This is a genomic window from Embleya australiensis, assembly GCF_051903075.1.
In the GTDB taxonomy this organism is placed as follows: domain Bacteria; phylum Actinomycetota; class Actinomycetes; order Streptomycetales; family Streptomycetaceae; genus Embleya.
This window is the reverse complement of record NZ_CP182423.1, coordinates 1,749,269-1,768,237: the sequence shown is the minus strand read 5'-3', so window position 1 is coordinate 1,768,237 and position 18,969 is coordinate 1,749,269. Positions and strand designations below refer to the sequence as shown.

16 protein-coding genes are annotated in these 18,969 nt (G+C 73.8%); 7 read left to right on the top strand and 9 right to left on the bottom strand.

What is annotated here, in order from left to right; all coding sequences use genetic code 11:
* Positions 1-27: 27 nt before the first annotated feature.
* The gene (locus ACMXN5_RS38035) at positions 28-498 is read right to left on the bottom strand and encodes a VOC family protein (RefSeq protein WP_439679473.1); all 471 of its coding nucleotides are present in this window, start codon (positions 496-498) and stop codon (positions 28-30) included.
* Between the two features lie 22 nt (positions 499-520).
* Here ACMXN5_RS38035 and ACMXN5_RS38030 point away from each other — a divergent pair, with 22 nt between their 5' ends.
* Positions 521-733, top strand: coding sequence for a hypothetical protein (locus ACMXN5_RS38030; protein WP_439679472.1), 213 nt, complete (start codon positions 521-523; stop codon positions 731-733).
* A 235-nt stretch (positions 734-968) separates the two neighbouring features.
* Entirely contained in the window at positions 969-1,856 is an 888-nt protein-coding gene (locus ACMXN5_RS38025; RefSeq protein ID WP_439679471.1) for a polysaccharide deacetylase family protein, read from the top strand.
* A gap of 75 nt (positions 1,857-1,931) precedes the next feature.
* Here ACMXN5_RS38025 and ACMXN5_RS38020 read toward each other — a convergent pair whose 3' ends face one another.
* Together ACMXN5_RS38020 and ACMXN5_RS38015 are read right to left on the bottom strand one after the other, a co-directional pair.
* The gene (locus tag ACMXN5_RS38020) at positions 1,932-2,630 is read right to left on the bottom strand and encodes a response regulator (protein WP_439679470.1); all 699 of its coding nucleotides are present in this window, start codon (positions 2,628-2,630) and stop codon (positions 1,932-1,934) included.
* Complete coding sequence (locus ACMXN5_RS38015) at positions 2,627-4,261, bottom strand: sensor histidine kinase (protein WP_439679469.1); 1,635 nt, start codon at positions 4,259-4,261, stop codon at positions 2,627-2,629. The genes ACMXN5_RS38020 and ACMXN5_RS38015 overlap by 4 nt, the downstream gene beginning before the upstream one ends.
* Positions 4,262-4,521: 260 nt before the next feature.
* On the opposite strand from ACMXN5_RS38015, the gene dctA reads away from it, so the two are divergent.
* The 4 genes from dctA (at position 4,522) to tatA (ending at position 9,674) form a co-directional block, all read left to right on the top strand.
* Positions 4,522-5,961: a C4-dicarboxylate transporter DctA gene (gene dctA, locus ACMXN5_RS38010; RefSeq protein WP_439679468.1), complete on the top strand. Its 1,440-nt coding sequence runs from the start codon at positions 4,522-4,524 to the stop codon at positions 5,959-5,961.
* A gap of 158 nt (positions 5,962-6,119) precedes the next feature.
* A complete protein-coding gene (locus ACMXN5_RS38005) occupies positions 6,120-6,479 on the top strand; it encodes an ArsR/SmtB family transcription factor (RefSeq protein WP_235619079.1) in 360 nt (119 codons plus the stop codon).
* Positions 6,463-9,291, top strand: a complete 2,829-nt coding sequence (locus ACMXN5_RS38000; RefSeq protein WP_439679467.1) for an HAD-IC family P-type ATPase — start codon at positions 6,463-6,465, stop codon at positions 9,289-9,291. The genes ACMXN5_RS38005 and ACMXN5_RS38000 overlap by 17 nt, the downstream gene beginning before the upstream one ends.
* 116 nt (positions 9,292-9,407) lie before the next feature.
* Positions 9,408-9,674 carry a Sec-independent protein translocase subunit TatA gene (gene tatA, locus ACMXN5_RS37995; RefSeq protein WP_439679466.1) on the top strand — a complete coding sequence of 89 codons (267 nt, stop codon included), beginning with the start codon at positions 9,408-9,410 and terminating at the stop codon, positions 9,672-9,674.
* A gap of 118 nt (positions 9,675-9,792) precedes the next feature.
* Here the strand turns inward: tatA and ACMXN5_RS37990 are convergent, their stop codons facing one another.
* Genes ACMXN5_RS37990 through ACMXN5_RS37980 form a run of 3 tightly spaced genes read right to left on the bottom strand, consistent with a single transcriptional unit; the run spans position 9,793 to position 11,348 of the window.
* Positions 9,793-10,323: a 3-hydroxybutyrate oligomer hydrolase family protein gene (locus ACMXN5_RS37990; protein ID WP_439679465.1), complete on the bottom strand. Its 531-nt coding sequence runs from the start codon at positions 10,321-10,323 to the stop codon at positions 9,793-9,795.
* Between the two features lie 48 nt (positions 10,324-10,371).
* Positions 10,372-11,142, bottom strand: a complete 771-nt coding sequence (locus ACMXN5_RS37985; RefSeq protein ID WP_439679464.1) for an FkbM family methyltransferase — start codon at positions 11,140-11,142, stop codon at positions 10,372-10,374.
* The gene (locus ACMXN5_RS37980; protein ID WP_395799339.1) at positions 11,139-11,348 is read right to left on the bottom strand and encodes a Trm112 family protein; all 210 of its coding nucleotides are present in this window, start codon (positions 11,346-11,348) and stop codon (positions 11,139-11,141) included. The genes ACMXN5_RS37985 and ACMXN5_RS37980 overlap by 4 nt, the downstream gene beginning before the upstream one ends.
* Positions 11,349-11,686: 338 nt before the next feature.
* On the opposite strand from ACMXN5_RS37980, the gene ACMXN5_RS37975 reads away from it, so the two are divergent.
* Positions 11,687-12,046 carry a hypothetical protein gene (locus ACMXN5_RS37975; RefSeq protein ID WP_439679463.1) on the top strand — a complete coding sequence of 120 codons (360 nt, stop codon included), beginning with the start codon at positions 11,687-11,689 and terminating at the stop codon, positions 12,044-12,046.
* Positions 12,047-12,248: 202 nt separating this feature from the next.
* Here ACMXN5_RS37975 and ACMXN5_RS37970 read toward each other — a convergent pair whose 3' ends face one another.
* From ACMXN5_RS37970 to ACMXN5_RS37960, 3 genes are read right to left on the bottom strand one after another with little or no spacing between them, the layout of a single operon-like run.
* Complete coding sequence (locus tag ACMXN5_RS37970) at positions 12,249-12,968, bottom strand: class I SAM-dependent methyltransferase (protein ID WP_439679462.1); 720 nt, start codon at positions 12,966-12,968, stop codon at positions 12,249-12,251.
* Positions 12,968-14,362: a condensation protein gene (locus ACMXN5_RS37965; RefSeq protein WP_439679461.1), complete on the bottom strand. Its 1,395-nt coding sequence runs from the start codon at positions 14,360-14,362 to the stop codon at positions 12,968-12,970. Before ACMXN5_RS37965 ends, ACMXN5_RS37970 begins: the two co-directional genes overlap by 1 nt.
* Positions 14,359-18,957 (bottom strand): alpha-(1->3)-arabinofuranosyltransferase domain-containing protein, encoded by a 4,599-nt coding sequence (locus ACMXN5_RS37960; protein WP_439679460.1) that lies wholly within the window; start codon positions 18,955-18,957, stop codon positions 14,359-14,361. Before ACMXN5_RS37960 ends, ACMXN5_RS37965 begins: the two co-directional genes overlap by 4 nt.
* Positions 18,958-18,969: the final 12 nt, after the last annotated feature.

The window sequence follows — 18,969 nt, the reverse complement described above, 5'->3', positions numbered from 1 at the left end:
GGCGTCGGGGCCGCGCGGCGTGTCCGGTCAGTTGCGGGCGGGGGCGGCCGGGACCGGGGCGGGGCCCATCGCGACGCAGAACTCGTTGCCCTCGGGGTCGGCCATCGTCACGTGATGGCCGGCGTACTCGGCCAGCACCCGGCCGCCCGCCTCGACCAACTGCGCGGACTTCGCCTGGACGCGCGCCCACCGCTCCGCCGCGTCGGGGTGCCACGGGACCCGGATGTCCAGGTGCAGCCGATTCTTGACCGTCTTCGGCTCCGGAACGGTCAGGATCCCCAGCCGGGGCCCGACGCCGTCGGGGTCGCACAACCAGGCCGCGTCCGTGATCACGCCGCCGACGATCTCCTCGTCGGGGGCGACGTGGGCCATCCACTCCAGGCGGGTCTTGAACGGGGCGGGCGGCGGCTCGTCGATGTAGCCGAGCGCGGTCTTCCAGAAGTCGGCCAGGAGCAGGGCATCGGCACAGTCGAGCGTGAAATCGATACGGGGAGCCATGCGCGCACGCTACCCGGCACCTGTGACAACCAACGCCCACCACGACGACCCGCTCGGGCGGCAACGCCCATCGCCCGCCCCGACCAAGCGCAAGCCACATGCGCGGCGGGCCCCGGCCTGCGCGGTGCGGGTCGGCTCGGCGCTGTTCGTGCGCACGTGGCCGGGTGATGGCCGGGTCGGCGGCGATGTGCCGGTGGGGCCGCCCGTGTCCCCGGCGGCGGCCGGCGGGGCGTGACCTCGGGGCCACCCGCACTGTCGCCAGTTGCGGTGGTTCTTGTGGTGGGTGTGCTTGTGGGATCGAGTGGGTCGGGTGGGAGTGGGTGGTCCGGGGTGGGGGTTGGGCTGCTTGGGGGTGTTGGGGCTTGGGTGGGTGGGTTGGTTCGGGGGCGTTCCGGGTGGCGTGGTCTTCTAGGGTGAGCGCTGTGTGGCGGGTGGCGTCGCGCGGGTGGTTCGGGTGGAGGAGCGGCGCGATGGATGTGGGCCGGCGGGTGGTGTTGGCGGCTGCGCTCGGTGGGCTGCTGGCGGGGTGTTCGGAGTCGGCGAAGAGCGCCGCGCCCACGACGGCTCCGCCCCCGCCCGCCGCCGGGCGGCCCGCGCCGCCCGGCGGCGATACGCCCCGGCCCACCGCGACCGCGCCGACCACCGCCGGTCCGACCCGCGCGGAGATCGTCGCCCGGTACGGGAAGCAGACACCCACCGGCTGGGGCCTCGAGGTCCCCGGGTCGTTGTCCCGGCTGCCGGGCAACGCCAAGGTGGCCGCGCTGACTTTCGACGCCTGTGGCGGCAAGGGCGGCAGCGAATACGACCGGACCCTGATCGACTTCCTGCACGAACGATCCGTGCCCGCGACGCTGTTCGTCAACTCCCGCTGGATCGACGAGAATCCTGCCGTGCTGCGGCAACTGGCCGCCGATCCGCTGTTCGAGATCGCCAATCACGGCACCCGGCACCTGCCGCTGTCCGTGTCCGGGCGCGCGGCGTACGGGATCCCCGGGACCAAGGACGCGGGCGAGGTCTATGACGAGGTCTCCGGAAACCGGGCCAGGCTCACCGAACTCCTCGGCCACCCACCGAAGTTCTTCCGCTCAGGGACGGCATATTGCGACGACGTGGCGGCGAGGATCGTCACCGACCTCGGTGAGCGGTTCGCGAGCTTCCACGTGAACGCCGACGGCGGGGCCACCTTCACCCCCGAACAGGTCCGCAAGGCCATGCGCGACGTACGCCCGGGTTCGGTGGTGATCGGCCACTTCAATCACCCACGCGGCGGCACAGCGGCCGGGATCCGCCTGGCCGTACCCGAACTCCTCCAGCAGGGATACAAGTTCGTCCGCCTGTCGGACGCCCCACAGCCCTGAGCCGGGACGGCCCCCCGAGCCGCCGCCGGGCGCAGCCAGGAGCCGTGGCCGCCCCCCCGGAGTGGTGCCGGCCGGCTAGTTGTTTGTGTCGGGTCGGTGCCAGCGGTAGATGTACTCCGGGCGGCCGGCGCCGCCGTAGCGGGGTTCGCGGGTTACCAGGCGGCGGGCGGACAGGTGGTCCAGGTAGCGGCGGGCGGTGGGGCGGGAGATGCCCAGTGCGGTGGCGACGTCGGCGGCCGAGGTGGCTGTGCCGGTGCCGAGTTGGGCCACGACGGCTTCGAATGTGGCTGCGGCCAGACCCTTGGGGAGCGGGGGCGACTCGGAGGTGCCGCGTAGGGCGGCGAAGGCGCCGTCGACCGCGTGTTGGCCGCCCGCCGCCGCCGGGGCGTCGACCTCGGCGATGCGGCGGCGGTATTCCGCGTAGCCGTCCAGGCGTTCGCGGAACGCGGCGAACGAGAACGGCTTGAGCAGATACTGCACCACGCCCAGTGACACCGCCGAGCGCACCAGGCGCAGGTCGCGCGCCGAGGTGACCGCGACCACGTCGGCCTCGTGGCCCTGCGCGCGCATGCTCCGGCACAGGTCGAGGCCGTGCAGGTCCGGGAGGTACAGGTCGAGCAGGACCAGGTCGACCCGGCGCGTGGACAACAGTCGCAGCGCCTCGGTGCCGCTGCCGGTGACGCCGGCGATCTCGAAGCCGGGCACGCGGCCGGTGAACACCGCGTGCGCGTCGGCGAGTACGGGGTCGTCCTCGACCACCAGGGTGCGGATCACGCGTCCTCCTCCGATCGCGGTCGCGGTACGGCGGCCGGCAGCCGGACGGTGAACACCGCGCCGCCGTCGGGGCCGCGCGCCACCTCCACACTGCCCGCGTGCCGGGCCACCGTGGCACGGACCAGGGCCAGGCCGAGCCCCCGTCCCTGCGATCCGTACGCCTCCTTGGTGCTCCAGCCGCGTTCGAACACCCGGGTGGTGAGCGGTTCGTCGATCCCGGGCCCGCTGTCCGCCACCCGCAGCAGCAACGCGCCGTCGGTGTCCGGGTCGACGCCCACCGTCACCTGCACCGTGCGCGGCGGCGGCGCGGACACCGCGGCGTCGATCGCGTTGTCGACCAGATTGCCCAGCACGGTGACCAGATCGCGCGGATCGAAGCGGGCGGCCAGCGCGTCCAACGGGTCGGCGTCCGTGTCGTCGGTGGCCGGCCCACCCGTCACGGTCAACTGCACGCCGCGCTCGGCGGCCTGCGCGTGCTTCCCGAACAACAGTGCGGCCAGGGCCGGTTCGGACACCGCGTTGGTGAGTTCGTCGGCCAGGTCCTGCGCGGCGGCCAGTTCCCCGGTGGCGAACCGGATCGCCTCCTCGCCGCGCCCCAGTTCGACCAGCGCGACAACCGTGTGCAGCCGGTTACCCGCCTCGTGGGCGGACGCGCGCAGTGCGTCGGCGAAGCCGCGTACCTGATCCAACTCTCCTACCAGCGCCCGCAGTTCGGTGTGGTCCCGGAAGGTGGCCACCATCCGACCGTCGCGCCCGGTCGGGCTGACGTTGACCGCGAGCGCACGGGTACCGCACAGGTGGATCTGGTCCGCTACGGTGCGGCCCGAGGCGAGGGTGTCGGCCAGCGACTCGTCCAGGTCGAGCGTGCCCACGTGCCGGCCCTCGAAGTCGGCCGGCAGCGCGAGCAGGCGCACCGCCTCGTCGTTGGCCAACACCAGCCGACCGTCCGCGTCCACCACCGCCAGCCCCTCGCGCACCGCGTGCAACACCGCGTCGTGGTGCTCGTACACCCGCCGCAGCTCGACCGGCCCGAGCCCCAGCGTCTGCCGGCGCAGCCGATGGTGCACCGCCATGCTCGCCGCACAGGCCAGCGCCAGCGCGGCGGCCGCGACGGTGAGCACGAGCGGGATCTCCGCGCCGACCAGCGCATCGACCCGGCGATTGGTCACGCCGACCGAGACCAGCGCCACCGGCCGCCCGTCGGGGCCGAGGACCGGGACCACGGCTCGTACCGACGGGCCCAGGGTGCCGGTGTACGTCTCCGTGGTGGTGCGCCCGTGCGCGGCGCCGTCGATGTGGCCGAGGAAGGTCTTGCCGATCCGGGTCGGGTCCGGATGGGTGTACCGGATGCCCCCGACGCTCATCACCACCACGAAGTCGACCTTGTTCTCTCTGCGAATGGTCTCGGCCATCGGCTGGAGGCGGGCGGTCGGGTCCGCCGAGCCGGCCGCCTCGGCCAGCCCCGGGGATCGGGCCAGTGTGCGCGCCACGTCGAGCGCCCGCTCCCGGGCGGTCTGCGCGCCCGACCGATGCACGGCGTGCAGCGCCACGCCGGAGCCGGTCGCGACGAGGAGCAGGACGAGGGCGAGCTGCCACAGCAGGACTTGCCGCGCGATGCTCTGGTTGGCCATGCCGGAGATTATCGACGCACGTCCCGGGTGCGGGGCAAGACGTCCATTACCGAGGTTTCACCCACTTCGGTGGCATTCGGCGGAATTCTCGCCATGCGCGTAATGCGCGTAAGTCCCGATCGGCGCCACGACCACGCCACGCTACGACGCGTATCGCGCCGACATGCCGGCATGCCGATGTGTCCGATGCGTCCGAGCCCCGACGGGGCGCGCACCGGACCGCCGGCGGCGCCACACCCGTCCCCGACCGGGAGGCCCCCATGCCCCAGGCCACCACACCCGACCACGACGCCGGTACGACCGGCGCGCCACCCACCGAACCGCCGCCCGCGCGCCGCCCCTGGTACACCCTGCTCTACGTCTGGGTACTCGTCGGGATCCTCGCCGGTGTCGTGGTCGGCGCCGCCTGGCCCGGCACCGGCGAGTCGCTGCGCCCGCTCGGCGACACGTTCGTCAACGCGATCAGGATGGTGATCACGCCGATCATCTTCGTCACCGTGGTCACCGGCATCGCGGGCGTGGACAGCCTGCGCGGCGCCGGCCGGATCGGCTGGAAGTCGCTGGTGTACTTCGAGGCGCTGACCACGATCGCGCTGCTCCTGGGGCTCGTGGTGATGAACGTGCTGCGCCCCGGCGACGGCGTACACGCCGACGTGGGCTCGATGAAGGTCTCCGCGACCGCGCAGGGGTACATCGACAAGGGTCAGGCGCAGTCCTGGTGGCACTTCCTCACCGACCTGGTACCGAGCAGCGTGGTGGGTGCCTTCGCCGAGGGCGACGTGCTCCAGGTGCTCTTCTTCGCGGTCCTGTTCGGCGTCGCGATCAAGCTGGTCGGCCCGGCGGCGACGGGCGTGGCGGTCGGGGTGGAGAAGACCGGCCGGGTGTTGTTCGCGGTGTTGCGGGTGGTGATGTACGCGGCGCCGGTGGGCGCGTTCGGCGCGATGGCGTTCACCGTCGGCAGGTACGGACTCGACACGCTGACCAGCCTGGGCAAGCTGGTGGCGATCTTCTACGGCACCAGCCTGTTCTTCGTGGTGGTGGTGCTCGGCGCGGTGCTGGCGGCGATCCGGCTGAACATCCTGCATCTGCTGCGCTACATGAAGGACGAGTTGTTGGTCGTGCTCGGTACCTCCTCCAGCGAGTCGGTGTTGCCGAGGGTGATCACGAAGATGGAGAACCTCGGTGTGCCGCGCCAGGTGGCCGGGTTGACCGTGCCCAGCGGCTACTCCTTCAACCTGGACGGGACGTGCATCTATCTGACGCTGGCCGCGCTCTACGTCGCCCAGGCCACCGACACACCGCTGTCCCTGGGGCAACAACTGAGCCTGATCGCCGTGCTGTTGCTGACCTCCAAGGGCGCGGCGGGGGTGACCGGTTCGGGGTTCGTCGTGCTGGCCGCGACGTTGTCCACGGTCGGGCACGTGCCGGTGGCGGGGATCATGCTGGTGTTCGGCATCGACCGGTTCATGAGCGAGTGCCGGGCGCTGACCAACGTGTGCGGGAACAGCGTGGCATCGCTGGTGGTGGCCTCGTGGGAGGGCGTATTGGATCGGGAACGGGCCCGGAAGGTACTGGCGGGGGTCACCCCGATCGAGCCGATCGCACCACCGGAGCCGGAGCCGGAGCCGGAGCCCGCGCCGACACCGACACCGGAGCAGGCGCCGGCCTTGGTGTCGACGACGAAGCCGACTCCGGCCTGAGCGCCGGCGCCGCCGCACCGCGCGTCGTGGCGTGGCGGTCGGCCCCGGGTTCCCCTCCGTCACGCGGTGCGACCCTAGACTGAGTGTTCTTTCGCGGGACCCGGGCGCCGCGCGGCGGCGATGACCCGACGGCCGCGCACGTGGACGGGAGTACGACTGTGGCCTCAGCGGTCCACGACTTCGAGGACCCGCCGGCCGAGGTGTTGGCCGAGGCCGCCGCGGCCTTCGGACTGCTGGCCTCGCCCGCGCGCCTGCACATCGTGTGGGCGCTGGCCGCCGGCGAGAGCGACGTCACCGCGCTGGCCGAGCGGGTCGGCGGCGCGCTGCCCGCCGTCAGCCAGCACCTGGCCAAGCTCAAACTGGCCGGCCTGGTCCGCTCCCGGCGCGAGGGTCGGCGCGTGGTGTACCTCGTCGACCACCCGGACGTGGTGACCATGGTGCGCTGGTTGATCGAACGACTCGCCGAACGCACCGAGTCCGGGGCGGTGCCGGGACGGTCCCGTGGCCTGGGCGCCTGAGGCCGTACCCGGATCCGGTTCGGCGGGCCCGGCCGCCGACCTCGACGACCCGGTCGCCGGGGTACCCGGCCCCCGGCGGCGTGAGGTCACCGGACCGGACCCGGCCCGGGCCGCCGCCGACGCGCCCACGTTGGAGGTGCTGCGCCTGCTCGGCAGCGGCCCGCGCGGGTTGACGGAGGCGCAGGCCGACGCCCGACTGGTCCGGTACGGCGAGAACACCGTCCCCGGCCGACGCCCGCCCGGTCCGCTCCGCCGCTTCGCCCGCAGCGCCCGCGACCCGTTCACCGCCGTCCTGCTCGGCCTCGGCCTGGTCTCCGCCGCGGTCACCGCCTGGGCCACCGCCTGCGTGATCGTGGTCCTGGTGGTGGTCAGCTGCGCCCTGCGCGCGACCGGCGAGCACCGGGCCGAGCGGGCCACCGCCGCACTGCGCGAACTCGTCGCCGGCACCGCGAGCGTCCGCCGCCGGGAACACTCGGGCGGGCCGCCGCGCGCGGACCCGGCGCCGCGCGAGGTGCCGGTGGACCAGCTGGTACCGGGCGACGTCATCCGGCTCGGCCCCGGCGACCTGGTCCCGGCCGATCTGCGGCTGCTGCGCGCGAGCGGCCTGACGGTGTACCAGTCGGCGCTCACCGGGGCCTCCGCGCCGGTGGCCAAACACCCGGTGGACGTGCCGCCGGACGAGCCCGGCGCCGACGACCCGTTCGCGCGGCCCCACCTGTGCTTCCAGGGCAGCAGCGTGGCGGCCGGCAGCGGCACCGCGGTGGTCTACGCGACGGGCGCCGACACCCGATTCGCCGGTACCCGCGTTCGTTTCCCCGGTACCCCGCGCACGCGCCTGGCCCCACCCCGCCGGGAGACCGCGTTCGACCGCTCGGTGCATGGGATTTCCTGGACGCTGATCCGCTTCATGCTGGTCACCCCGGCCCTCGTACTGCTCGCCGACTCGATGGTGCGCGGTCGGGGCCTGGCGACGCTGCCGTTCGCGGTGGCGGTGGCGGTCGGGCTGACCCCCGAGATGCTGCCGGTGATCGTGACCACCACGCTCGCCCGAGGCTCGCGTCTGCTCGCCCGCGAGCACGAGGTGATCGTCAAGCGGCTGCCCGCGTTGCACGACCTCGGCGCGATGGACGTGCTGTGTACCGACAAGACCGGCACCCTCACCCGGGATCAGCCGACTCCGGGCTGCCACGTGGACCCGGCCGGCCGGGCCGACCCCGACGTGTTGCACTGGGCCGCGGTGAACAGCTGGTGGACGCTGCACCTGGCCGATCCGCCGGTGCCGGACGCGCTGGACGAGGCGGTCCTGACCGGGTACGAGGAGGCCGGCGCACGGGAGGCGGCGGCCGCCGAGCGGGAGCCGGACGCGCCGTGGACCGGGCTCGTCGCACTGCCCGACCACCCGGACCACCCCGCCGACCACGACGGGCTCGCCGCGTCGCCGTTCGACCCCGTCCGCCGCACCTCGTGCGCGGTGGTCCGGCGCCCGGGACGTCCGGGCCCGCTGATCGTGGTGGTCAAGGGCGCGGTGGACGATGTACTCGACCGCTGCGCGCGGGTCCGGCTCGACGGCCGGGAGCAGCCCCTGGACGCCGCCGCCCGGGCCGACGCGTTGCGCCTGGCCGAGGAACTGGCCGCCGACGGCCTGCGGCTGTTCGCGGTCGCGCTGACCGAGCGGCCCGCCGACACCGAACCCGAGGCCGCCCTCGACGCGGGCGCACTGACCCTGATCGGCTTCGTCGGCCTGCGCGACGCGCTCGCCGACACCGCCGCCGACGCGCTCGCGGTCCTCGCCGATCGCGGCGTCGCGGTCAAGGTGCTCACCGGCGACCTGCCCGGCACCGCCGCCCGGGTCTGCCGCGACCTGGGCCTGGACCCCGGCGAGGTGGTCACCGCCGAGCGGATCGACGCGCTCGACAACGCCGAACTGGGCCGGCTCGCCGCCGCGCACACCGTGTTCGCCCGCTGTACGCCCGCGCACAAGGCCCGCATCGTCGGCGCGCTGCGGGCCGCCGGCCACACCACCGGATTCCTCGGCGACGGGGTCAACGACCTGCCCGCGCTGCACGCCTGCGACGTGGGCATCTGCCCCCGGGACGCGGTCGACGTGGCACGCGAGGCGGCCGACGTGGTGCTGGTGTCCAAGGACCTCGGCGCCATCGACGAGGCGATCGTGGCCGGTCGGCGCGGCACCGGCACGATCGCCGGCTATCTGCGGATCACCCTGTCCTGCAACCTCGGCAACGTGATCGCGATGCTGATGGCCGGACTGCTGCTGCCGTTCCTGCCGATGCTCCCCGCGCAGGTCCTGGTGCAGAACCTGTGCTTCGACGCCGCCCAGGCCGCCTTCGTGTTCGACCGCCCGGCCGCCGGCACGCTGCGCCGCCCCGGCGCCCTGCACCCGCGCGACCTGATGCGCTTCATCACCGGCTTCGGCCTGCTCAACGCGGTCGCCGACCTCGCCACGTTCACCGTCCTGGTGCTGATGGTGCGGCACGGCGGGGAGGTGGACCAGGAGGCGTTCCACGCGGGCTGGTTCACCGAGAACCTGCTCACCCAGGCACTGGTGATCCTGCTCCTGCGCACCGGACGCGGCGTCGCCGGGCGGCGGGCGTCGAGGCCGATCCTGATCGCCTCCGCCGGTCTGGCCGCGATCGGCGTGCTGTTGCCGCTGACCCCGGTGGCCCCCGCGCTGGGCATGGCGTCGCCGCCGATCGGCTACTACCCGGTGCTCGCGGGTGTGCTCGCGCTGTACGCGGGGGCGTTGACGCTGGTGCGCCGGCACTACGACCGGCGGCGGGCGGCGCACGGCTGACCCTCGACAGTACTAAAGTTGTACAGTTGCGCAAGGCGGCAAGTATGGTGTCCTCATCGGGCTGCCCGGCGTCGGGCGCGGCGGCGGGCCCGCGACGTGGAAGTAGGCGAGTGGCGATGTTGCGCAACGGGTTGGAGCCCGGACACCTGCTGGTCCTGGCGATCGTGGTGATCGTCCTGTTCGGATCCCGGAAACTGCCGGACACCGCACGGGCGTTGGGCCGGTCCATGCGCATCCTCAAGAGCGAGACCAAGGCCATGCGCGAGGACGACACGACGCAGCCGGCGCAGACCTCGGCCCGCGCGGTACGAAGCGCGCCCGGCGCCGCCGACACCGTCCGCACGACCGCCGAGCGCGAGCCGACCAATCCCAACGTCCGCTGAGGCGCCGGACCCGGCGCCCGCCGAACGGGGCGGACACCCGGACGCCACCCGTGCCGCGTCGACGACGCCGCACGGGTGGCCCGTGGTGAAGTACCCGCTGCCGCGCGGGGATCCGAACCTAAAGCGTGCAGCTGTCGACCTTGTCGGTGCCCGGCGCGGGCGCCGGAACGGTCCGGCTCGGCGGCGGGGGCGTACCCCGCGTGGTCCAGGCGGACAGCGCGTCGAAGGCCGTCGCGAAGCACGGTGACATCGGCCGGACCAACTGCTCCAGCCCCTGGTACAACCCGTCGGCGTGCGTCCCACCGGTGACCCGGTAGTAGCGGTGCATCCGGCCGCGCCCGGAGTCGTCGACCATCTTCGCGTACACGTCACCGCTGCGGCTGATCGGCAACAGCGCGTCGAGCGTGCCCTGGAGGGTGATCAGCGGACGCTTGATCCTCCCGCTCAGTGACAGCCGGGCCACCGCCTCGTGCACGGCGGCCGGCCGCTCGGCGTAGACGTAATCGGTGTCGCACCCCTCGATGGTGTTCGGCGGGCAGAACGGCGTACCGGCCTCCTCGGGGCCGTCGTAGTCGGGGTCGATCTCCTCGCGCATCGTGCGTTGCTCTCCCGGATCCTGTCCCGCCTCGGCCTGCGCGACCGCACCCACGCGGCCATCTACGCCCACGACCACGGCCTGCTGTGACGGGGACGGGTATCAACCCTCGCCGGGCCGGAGCGACTTCGGCAGGAACAGCACCGAGTTGACGTAGCGGCGACTGAACGGGGCCAACGTCCGGCGCAGCAACCCGCGTTCGGCCACATGCGCGGTCCGGGACTGATGACCGGCCAGGTCGAACCCGGCCAGCGGCAACCAGTCCCGTCCCGGCAATACCCAACCCGCGTAGTCGAGTTCGGCGAGCAGGTCGAGCACGGGCGCCGGTGACCCGATGCGCGTCTCCAACTCGATGAACAGCGCCGGGCGATCGCGGCGCAACATCTGCTCCGCCCCGCGCAGTACCGCCGATTCGCTGCCGTCCACGTCGATCTTGACGAAGACCACTCCGGTCAGCTCCAGATCGTCGAGCCGCACGCAGGGCACCTCCAGCGCCCGGTCGTGGATCTCCCGGCGGACCAGCGACGACACGCCCCGATCGCCCCGGTCGCCCGGCGGCAACCACAACGACACGGTGTCCGCGGCCCGATCGCCCGCGGCGGCGGCCACCACCCGCATGTTGGCGGGGGCGCCCTCGGCGAGCAGCCGGGCCAGGTGCGGCACGGGTTCCACGGTCACCACCCGGTCCGCGCGCCGCGCCAAGCGCCGCGACCACGGCCCGTACCAGCCGCCCACGTCCACGGCCGTGCCACCGGCCGGGACGAAGTCGGCGAGCCGGCGCAACTCCGGTTCGAAGCGCGGATACAGCACGTCGACGGCGGTGGTGACCAGCTTCGGCGGCACCCGGGGACCGATCCGGGCGGCGAGCGTCACGGCGCGCTCCGGCGGGTGATCCGCGCGTGCTCGTCGTCGGAGACCGGGACGCCGGACGACGGCAACAACTGCGGGATGCCCGCCACGATCGGATAGCGCCGGCGCAACCTCGGGTTGTACAACGCGTCCTCCGCGACCAGCAGGGTCAACGGGCCCTTGTCCAGCGGGCAGGCCAGGATCCGGAGCAGCGGATTGTCGGGTTCCATCGGGCGACTCCTCTTCCGGGACGGGGACTCGGTCGTGCCGGGGCAGAACGAGCAGGACGGCGCCGACGAGCACCGTGCCGGCCACGCGCAGTGCCAGCCGCGGCGGATCGTGCGGCGGCGCCTCGTCGAAGGCGACACTGCCGAGCACGGCGGTGAACAGGGCGGACACCGTGGTGCACACGGGCACGATCAACGATGCCCGGCACCGTTGCAGCGCGGTCTGGGACAACACCAAACCGGCCGCCCCGGTGCCGACGAGCAGGTACGGGTAGGGCGAGCGAAGCAGTTCCAGCACCCGGCCGCCGGGGTCGTGTGTGCCCATTCGGCCGGAGACGCCCTTGATCGCCAGCGAACTCACGCCGTACAGCAGGCCCAACGCCACGCCGTACTCGACGCCGGTGGCGGGCGGGCGACCCGGATCCCGGGCCCGGCGGCCCGCCGCCGCGTACAGCCACGCCGACCCGACCAGGGCCGGCAGGCACACGGCCAGGAGCCGGCCGACCGGGGCGTGGTCGCCGACGGTGTCCGAGGACCGCAGCGAGCCGACCACCATCGCCAGTGCGACGAGGACGGCGAGCACGCCCGCGCGCTCCCGAGCGGAGGGCCGCTCGCCCAGCACCACCGATGACAACACGAGCAGCAGCACCAGGCCGGCAACCAGGATGCCCTGTGCGGCGGCGAGCGGCAGGGCGCGGTAGACGGCGAGTTGGGCGGCGAAGCCGGCGGCGAGGGCGAGCGAGCCGACCAGCCACGGCGCACTGCGCAGGAGCAGCCCGATCGTGCGCAGCGGGCGGCCGACGGTGAGCGTGGGCAGACCACTCAACGCCCGCTTTTCCAGCACGAATCCGCCGCTGTAGAGCACGTTGGCGAGCAGCGCCGCGGCCACGCCCCACCACACGGCTACCGCCGCCGCGCGTGCACGAGCAGGATCGAGGCGAGCGAGGGGGCGGCGCAGGCGATCCGGTCCAGCGGGCGCAGCGGGCGGGGCACGCCGTGGAAGGGCGCGCCGGCGACCCGGACCACCTCGAAGCCGGCCGCGACCAGGAACTCCCGGAGCGCACGGGCGGTGTACAGCCGCAGGTGGCCCACCACCTCGGTGCCCGGGCGGCCGTGGATGCCGCGCAGGCTGACCTCGGAGAAGACCGGCTGGACACCCACGAGCAGCAGCGCCCGGTTGTACCAGGCGGCGAGGTTCGGGGTGGACACCATCAGGTGGCCGCGCGGTTTGAGCACCCGGCGCAGCTCGTCCAGCGCGGCGTCGGGGTCGACCAGGTGCTCCAACACCTCGGCGAACATCACCGCGTCCACCGCGCGGTCGACCAACGGCAGCCCGCCGTCGGTGAGTTCGCCGCGCACGGCGTGGTCGAGCCGGGGCGCGGCGCGGCGCAGCGCGTCCTGGGACCAGTCGAGGCCGACCAGCGTATGGCGGGCGAGCAGCGGTCGGGCGATCGCCGCCGCCGAGCCGTCGCCGCAGCCGATGTCCACGATCAGCGCCGGTTCGGGGCCGAGCGCGCGGGCCAGCATGGCGGCCTGCCGGCGGCTGCGTTCCGGGCCGGAGGCGACCGGGACGGCGGGGTTCTCGTAGAACGCGCGCAGGCCGGTGGGGCGGGTGGCGGTCATCACGAACCACCTCCGGGTGGTGGCGGGTTCGGTGCGGCGGCGACGGTGGCCAGGTATGTGTCCAGGAGGCCGTACAGCTGCCGGGCCGCCGCGTCGTCGAGCAGCGCTCGGGACCAGCGCAGGCTCACGTGCAGGCGGTCGGCGGTGCCGGTCGTGGTCAGGGTCAGGCCCCTGGGCATCCGTGTGGGTGCGGACACCCACACGGCGCTTGCCCGGCCCGCGTCGCCGAAGTCCAGCGGGTAGGGGATGCGGCCGAGGTTGCTGAGCAGGGTGGTCGAGGTCCACGGTCCGACCGCACGGCCCAGGGCCCGGGTGAACGCGGCGCGCACGCCGACGGGCAGTACCGGCGCGGTCAGCAGGGCGGCGCCCCGACCGAGCGGGGGTCGGCGCGCGGCGCGGAGTTCGCGGGTGCGGCGGGCGGTGCGGCGCAGCAGGTCGGCAATGTGGTCGGGGCTCGGGGGTGCGGCGTGCCTGCCGTCGTGTTCCGGGGCGTATTCGCGCGGGCCGAAGCAGACGTCGACCAGGCGGGTGCCGTTGCCGATCGGCATGTCGGGGCCGCGAGGGCGGTCGTCCACGGGCATGGTGATCCGGATCGGTCGGAGCGGTGCGTCGTGCAGGCGGTTCCAGTGCGCGATGGTCAGGCACGTGGCGACCAGGAGGCGGTCGTTGACGGTGTGGTCGGCGCGGGACGGGCGGGCGTGCAGGGGGAGTTCGCCGAGCAGGACGCCGTTGCCCGTGCGCCGGTTCGGGTCGGCCGAGGGCGCGGGCGCGACCCGGGCGGAGCGGGCCGCCGGGCTGCCCGGGTCGAGGCCGGGCCCGTCGGGCGGCGCGCCGGCGGCGGCTCGATCCGTCGTGGGCGGCGCGGCCGGCGGGTCGTTGCCGGCGCCGCCGTAGAGTTCCGCCGCCGTCGCCAGCACGCGCAGGAAGGCGGGGCCGTCCAGGGCGGTGTGGTGAATCGTGCACAGCAGGACACACCCGGGCGCGGTCGGCGACGAGCGGATCACCTCGATCCGGATCGGCGGCGCCAGGTCCAGCGGCGGCGCCTCGGCCAGCGCCGCCGCCCGGGCCCGGACCAGCGCGTCGGGCCCGGGTGGCGGGAAGCGGACCGGCTCCACGTCCGGGGCGTCGGTGAGTTCCCACGCGTAGCGGCGTGCGTACCAGGGCGCGGGTGCCTCGCGGACCAGCGCGCGGGCGTGCGTGCGTAGTGCGGCCCGGAACGCGGGGCGCAGCCGGGCCGGATCCGGGTGTCCGGGCAGCCGGATCTCCATGTGCACCGAGATCGCCTCGCCCGGCCGTACACACTGCCGGGACACCTCGTCGACGACCGGGAACGGGATCCGGGTCGGGGTCGGTTCGGCCGGGTGCTCGCGCCGAGCCGGGCGCACCGCGCTCATGGTTGGTCGGTCTCCTCGGCGTGGGACTGGTCGGGGTGGGTCGCCCCGGGGCCGGTCTTCTTGTGCCCGGGCTTCGTGTCATGGCCCTCCCCGGGCTCGGCCCGCCGCGCGTCCGACGCCACGGTGGGCAGTTCCGCCGTATCGGCCTCCCGATCGGGCGGCCCCCCGGCGGGCGTCTGCCCGGTGCTCCGGTGCGTGGGATCGACGACGGGGTCCCGCCGGGTCCGGTCGCCGCCGCTGTCCCGATCCGGCGGCGGAGCCTCGGACTTGGTCGTGGAGACGGTCCCGGCACGGCCCGGCGGCGGCTCGGCCGGGGCATGCTCCGGCGGTCCGAAGAGCCCGAAACTCCCGTGCCCCTCCCCGGAGTCGTGGCGAGACGCGGCCTCGCCCCCGGGCCCACCGGCATCCCGATCGGCCCCGCCCCTCCCGCCGTCCCGATCCGGCCCGCCCACCGTCACCAGCGCCGCGATCAGTGCGATCAGCGCCAGGATCTGCGCGGCCGGCCCGAACGCGCCCTCGCCGGCGCCGACGGGCTCGCCCGCTCCGGAGACCGCCGCGATGCCCGCTCCGACCATCGCCACCAACGCGATGGACACCAGCAGGTGTTGCCATCGACGCGCCACCACCGCGAGCGCGAGCACCAGCAGCGCCAACGGTCCCGCGACCAGCACGATCACCGCCGTCAGCGCCACCACACCCAGGATCGAGCCGGGCGCGGGCGGTTCGACCCGCGACTCGCTCGCCCCGACCGGGAGTTCACCGCGCCGCCGGATGAACGCCAGGGCGAGCAGCGCGGCCAGGGCCACGGCGCCGCCGATCAGTCCGCCCCGGTAGATCCCGCCAGGCTCGTAGTCGAGCCGCACGGTGCCGGCCGCGCCCGCCGGGACCAGCCAGCCCTGCTGCCAGCCGTCGATCCGGACCGGGCGCAGCTTCTTGCCGCCGAGTGTGGCCTTCCAGCCGGAGTTGCGGTTCTCGTACATCTGGAGGTAGGTGGCCTCGCCCGCCCCCACGCGTACCGTCCGGTGGTCGCCGCTCCAGTCGACGGCTGTGGCCACCCGCGCCGACTGCCGGTTCGTGGGAGGCAGTTGCCCGCCGGTCAGGGTCACATCGGTGATCTCGACGGGTCCCCGGTTGTCCGCCTCGACCGTATGCGTGCCCCGGGGCAGGGACAGCGTGGCCCCCGAAGTGTCGCCGTCGCACAGCCGCACCCGGACACTCCGACGCTCCGTCAGATCGCGCACCGTGCCCGACACGCTCGTCGGGTGCGGCACGTTGTCCACCTTCAGCGTCGGGCCCTGGCCGCACGGCAGTTGGAAGGTCTGCCCCGGATCGGCGGGCCGCTGCCGCAGGTCGGCCACCGCCGGGATGTAGACCTCGCTCAATCCCACGGGCAGTTGCAGCCGCTGGTCGGCGAGCGGGTTGTGCAGGGTCAGCGGCGCGACCTTGCTGATCGTGATGGTCAACCGGTCGGTGAAGATCGAGGGGAACCGGGCCGTGCCGTTCTCGTCCACCGAGGCGGTGGCCGAGCCGAACGGCGAGGAGATCTCGATACGTTCGGGCCGCGCGGACAACCCGCCGGCCGCGCCGAGCACGATCTGGTCCACGGACCTGGGCTGTCCCCAGTTCAGATGCAGCACGGGTCGATCGCCCGCGACCCACGCGGTGGTCAGGTCCCCGTCCACAAGATTGCGCGCGTCGAGCCGACTGCCGGTGTATCCGGTCGACTCGGCGGTCACCGTGATGCCCGACGGCCGGCCCGGTACCGCGTTCTGCACGAGCCGGTCCAACTCGGCTCCGGTGACCCCGGCGGCGCGCACGTCTACGGTGAATGTGCCGTCGGCGGCGGTGTCGAACCGCCGGTGCAGCCCGTTCTCGGCGTTCACCGGGGACAACCCGCCGGGATCCTCGTCGCGGTGCAGCGAGTAGACCCGGGTCGAGGCAGCGGCGCCGGCCGCGTCGGTGGGCAGCCGCAATACCCGCGAGACCTGCACCCCCGGGACGGACACCTCGGCGAATCCGGCGCCGGACAGACCCGAACGTGGGGACTGCGCGCCCAGGATGGTGATCTTCAACCAGGTCGCCCGGCCCGCCGGCGCCAGTACGTTCTGCGCCGTGCCGTCCGGTTGCAGCGAACTCTCCCGGAAGCCCCGCTCGGTCTCCACCCGCACCCGGGTCGGCGCGGCGCGCATGGCGCTGCCCGCCAGCGGCGTCAGGCGCAGCGTGTCGGGCAGATCGATCGGCCCGGTGAAGGCCACCCGCACCCACTGGCCGACCGGCCCGTCCGCGCTGCCCTCGGTCCAGGCGGTGTTCGGGTCGCCGTCGAACGCGTTCACCGGGTCGAACTGCGGCAGATGGAACAGCCAGTTGCCGCTGCTGGACGCGGTCACCGTCTTCGCGCCGGCGAACACCGCCGTGGTCTGGTGCTCGGTGCCGGTCGTCGGCAGGATCTGCTTCGGCTTCTCGCCGGCGGCCTGCGTGCTGTCGGACGGATTCCGCTCGGTCGCGGTGTAGGTGTACGACGTGTTGTTGTTCACCAGCCCGAACCGGGTGTCCGCACGCCGCAGTCCGTCCGCCACCACCTGTACCCCCGGCCGGTCGATGCCGGGGTGGTCGTCGCCGGTGAGCACGGTGGGTCGGTCGCGCATGCCGGGATCGGCGGACAGTTGCAACAGCGCCTCGGAACCGCCGCTGAGAACCGCGGTATCCGCGACGGCGCGCGTGCCGACCCGGCCGGGTCGCGGCGTGTCGGCGGGCGGCGCGTAGATCTCCACCGCCTGCCGGCGACTGAACAGGCCCTGTACCTGGACCGGGGTGTTCTCCGGGATGCGCCCGCCGGTGATCTCCGGACCGAACGCGGTGACCCGGTGGTATCCGGAGGTGACCAGGGTGCGTTCGACCACGTTCGGCGGGACGTAGCCGATCTGGTCCGGATCGAGGTCGTTGCGCACCACCACGTTGTAGAGCCCGGCGCGGAGCAAAAAGTCGCGCAGGCCCGGTACTTCACCGCCGGTGAGCAGCGCCTGCTCGATCGCGTCCGTCGCCCGGCGCTGCCCCGGCGTGCCGAACGGGACGAAGTCCCGCTGCGCCCACGGGGAATCGGCGAGCGGATCGAGCGGATCGTCGATCGGCGACCCCCACGTGTACAGCCCGTGCGCGGTGGCGGGCACCACCAGGGCCCGGCTGTCGGCGGAGTTGTGCTTGAGCCAGTCGGCGGTCTGGTGCCAGTGGTGCGGCAACTCCTTGAAGGCGCCGGGCTGGAGGATCGTGCCGTTGAGGTACGGCCAGGCCAGTCCGGGCAGGACGAGCACGGCGGCGATCAGCGGCGCGTAGGGGCGCCCGGAGCGCGGCCCGTGCCGGGCCGGCGGGGTGGTGCCTCGGGCGGCGGTGCTCGTCGTGCCGACCAGGTGGGCCAGGCCGAGCACCAGGGCCAGGGCCAATCCGGGTTGGAACTTGTAGATGTTGCGGAACGGCCGGATCGGGCCGTCGAGCCAGTCGCGGATCGTGCCGTGGAACGGCGCGCCGAACGAACCGGCGTACCCGGCAAGCGCGATCGCCGCCATGACCAGCACGGTCAGCGTCAACCAGCGCCGCTCGGGTAGGTCGCGGCGGGCCAGTCCGGCCAGGCCGAGCGCGGCGGCGAACGCCGAGCACACGACGGTGATCACGGCGGCGACCACCGTCCGGCCGGCGGGCAACCACGGTTCGCCGAAGTCGAGATAGGCGACCCAGTTGCCCGCGCCGCGCAGCAGTTCGGTCGCCGACATGGTCGTCGTGGTGGTGTCGGCCTGTTCGACGTACGGCAGGAAGTTCTCGCCGTACACACCCAGCAGGATCAGCGGGATCACCCACCAGGCGGTGGCGAGCAGCACCCCGAGAACCCACCAGGCGATCAGCCGCCACTTGCGCGGCCCGGCCGGCCGACTGAGCAGGTACAGCCCCACCGGGAGCAGTGCGGCCAGCGTGGAGGCCGCGTTGACCCCGCCCATGAACGGGATCAGCACCGCGGACCGCGCCGCCGTACGCCCAGGGCTCAGCCGGTCGGACACCAGCGGCAGCAGTACCCACGGCAGCGCCGCACCGGGCAGTACGCCGGCCGAGGTGGAGCCGATCACGATGGTGAACGTCGGCCACAGCGCGTAGCTCGCCGCGCCGAGCAGGCGGCTGCGCGCGGTGCCGATCCGCAGCGCCTCGGCCAGCCGCAGCGCGCCCCAGAAGGCGGCGGTGACGATCAGCGACAACCACAGCCGCTCGGCCAACCACACGGGCAGCCGGACCAGGTCGGCGAGCGCGTAGTAGGGCAGGATCGGGAACGCGTAGCCGATGTACTGGTCGGCGAGGCCGCCGAAGCCGGCCCGGTCGTGCCACAGGCTGCCCAGGTCGCCGATGAAGTCCCAGGGGTCGGTGGCCACGCCGAGTTTGGTCTCGAACGTGGTCTTGCCGGGGGACTTGGCCAGGAACGCGACCAGGACGACCACCCAGAACGCCGGCACCCACACCCGATGCCGCACCCGCTCGGCCGGTGGTTCGACGGCCGGCGGCGCGGCGGGCGGGCGACCGGGCCGGGCCGGAGGGAGGGACAGGGTCGTCTCAGCCACGGGTGCCTCCTG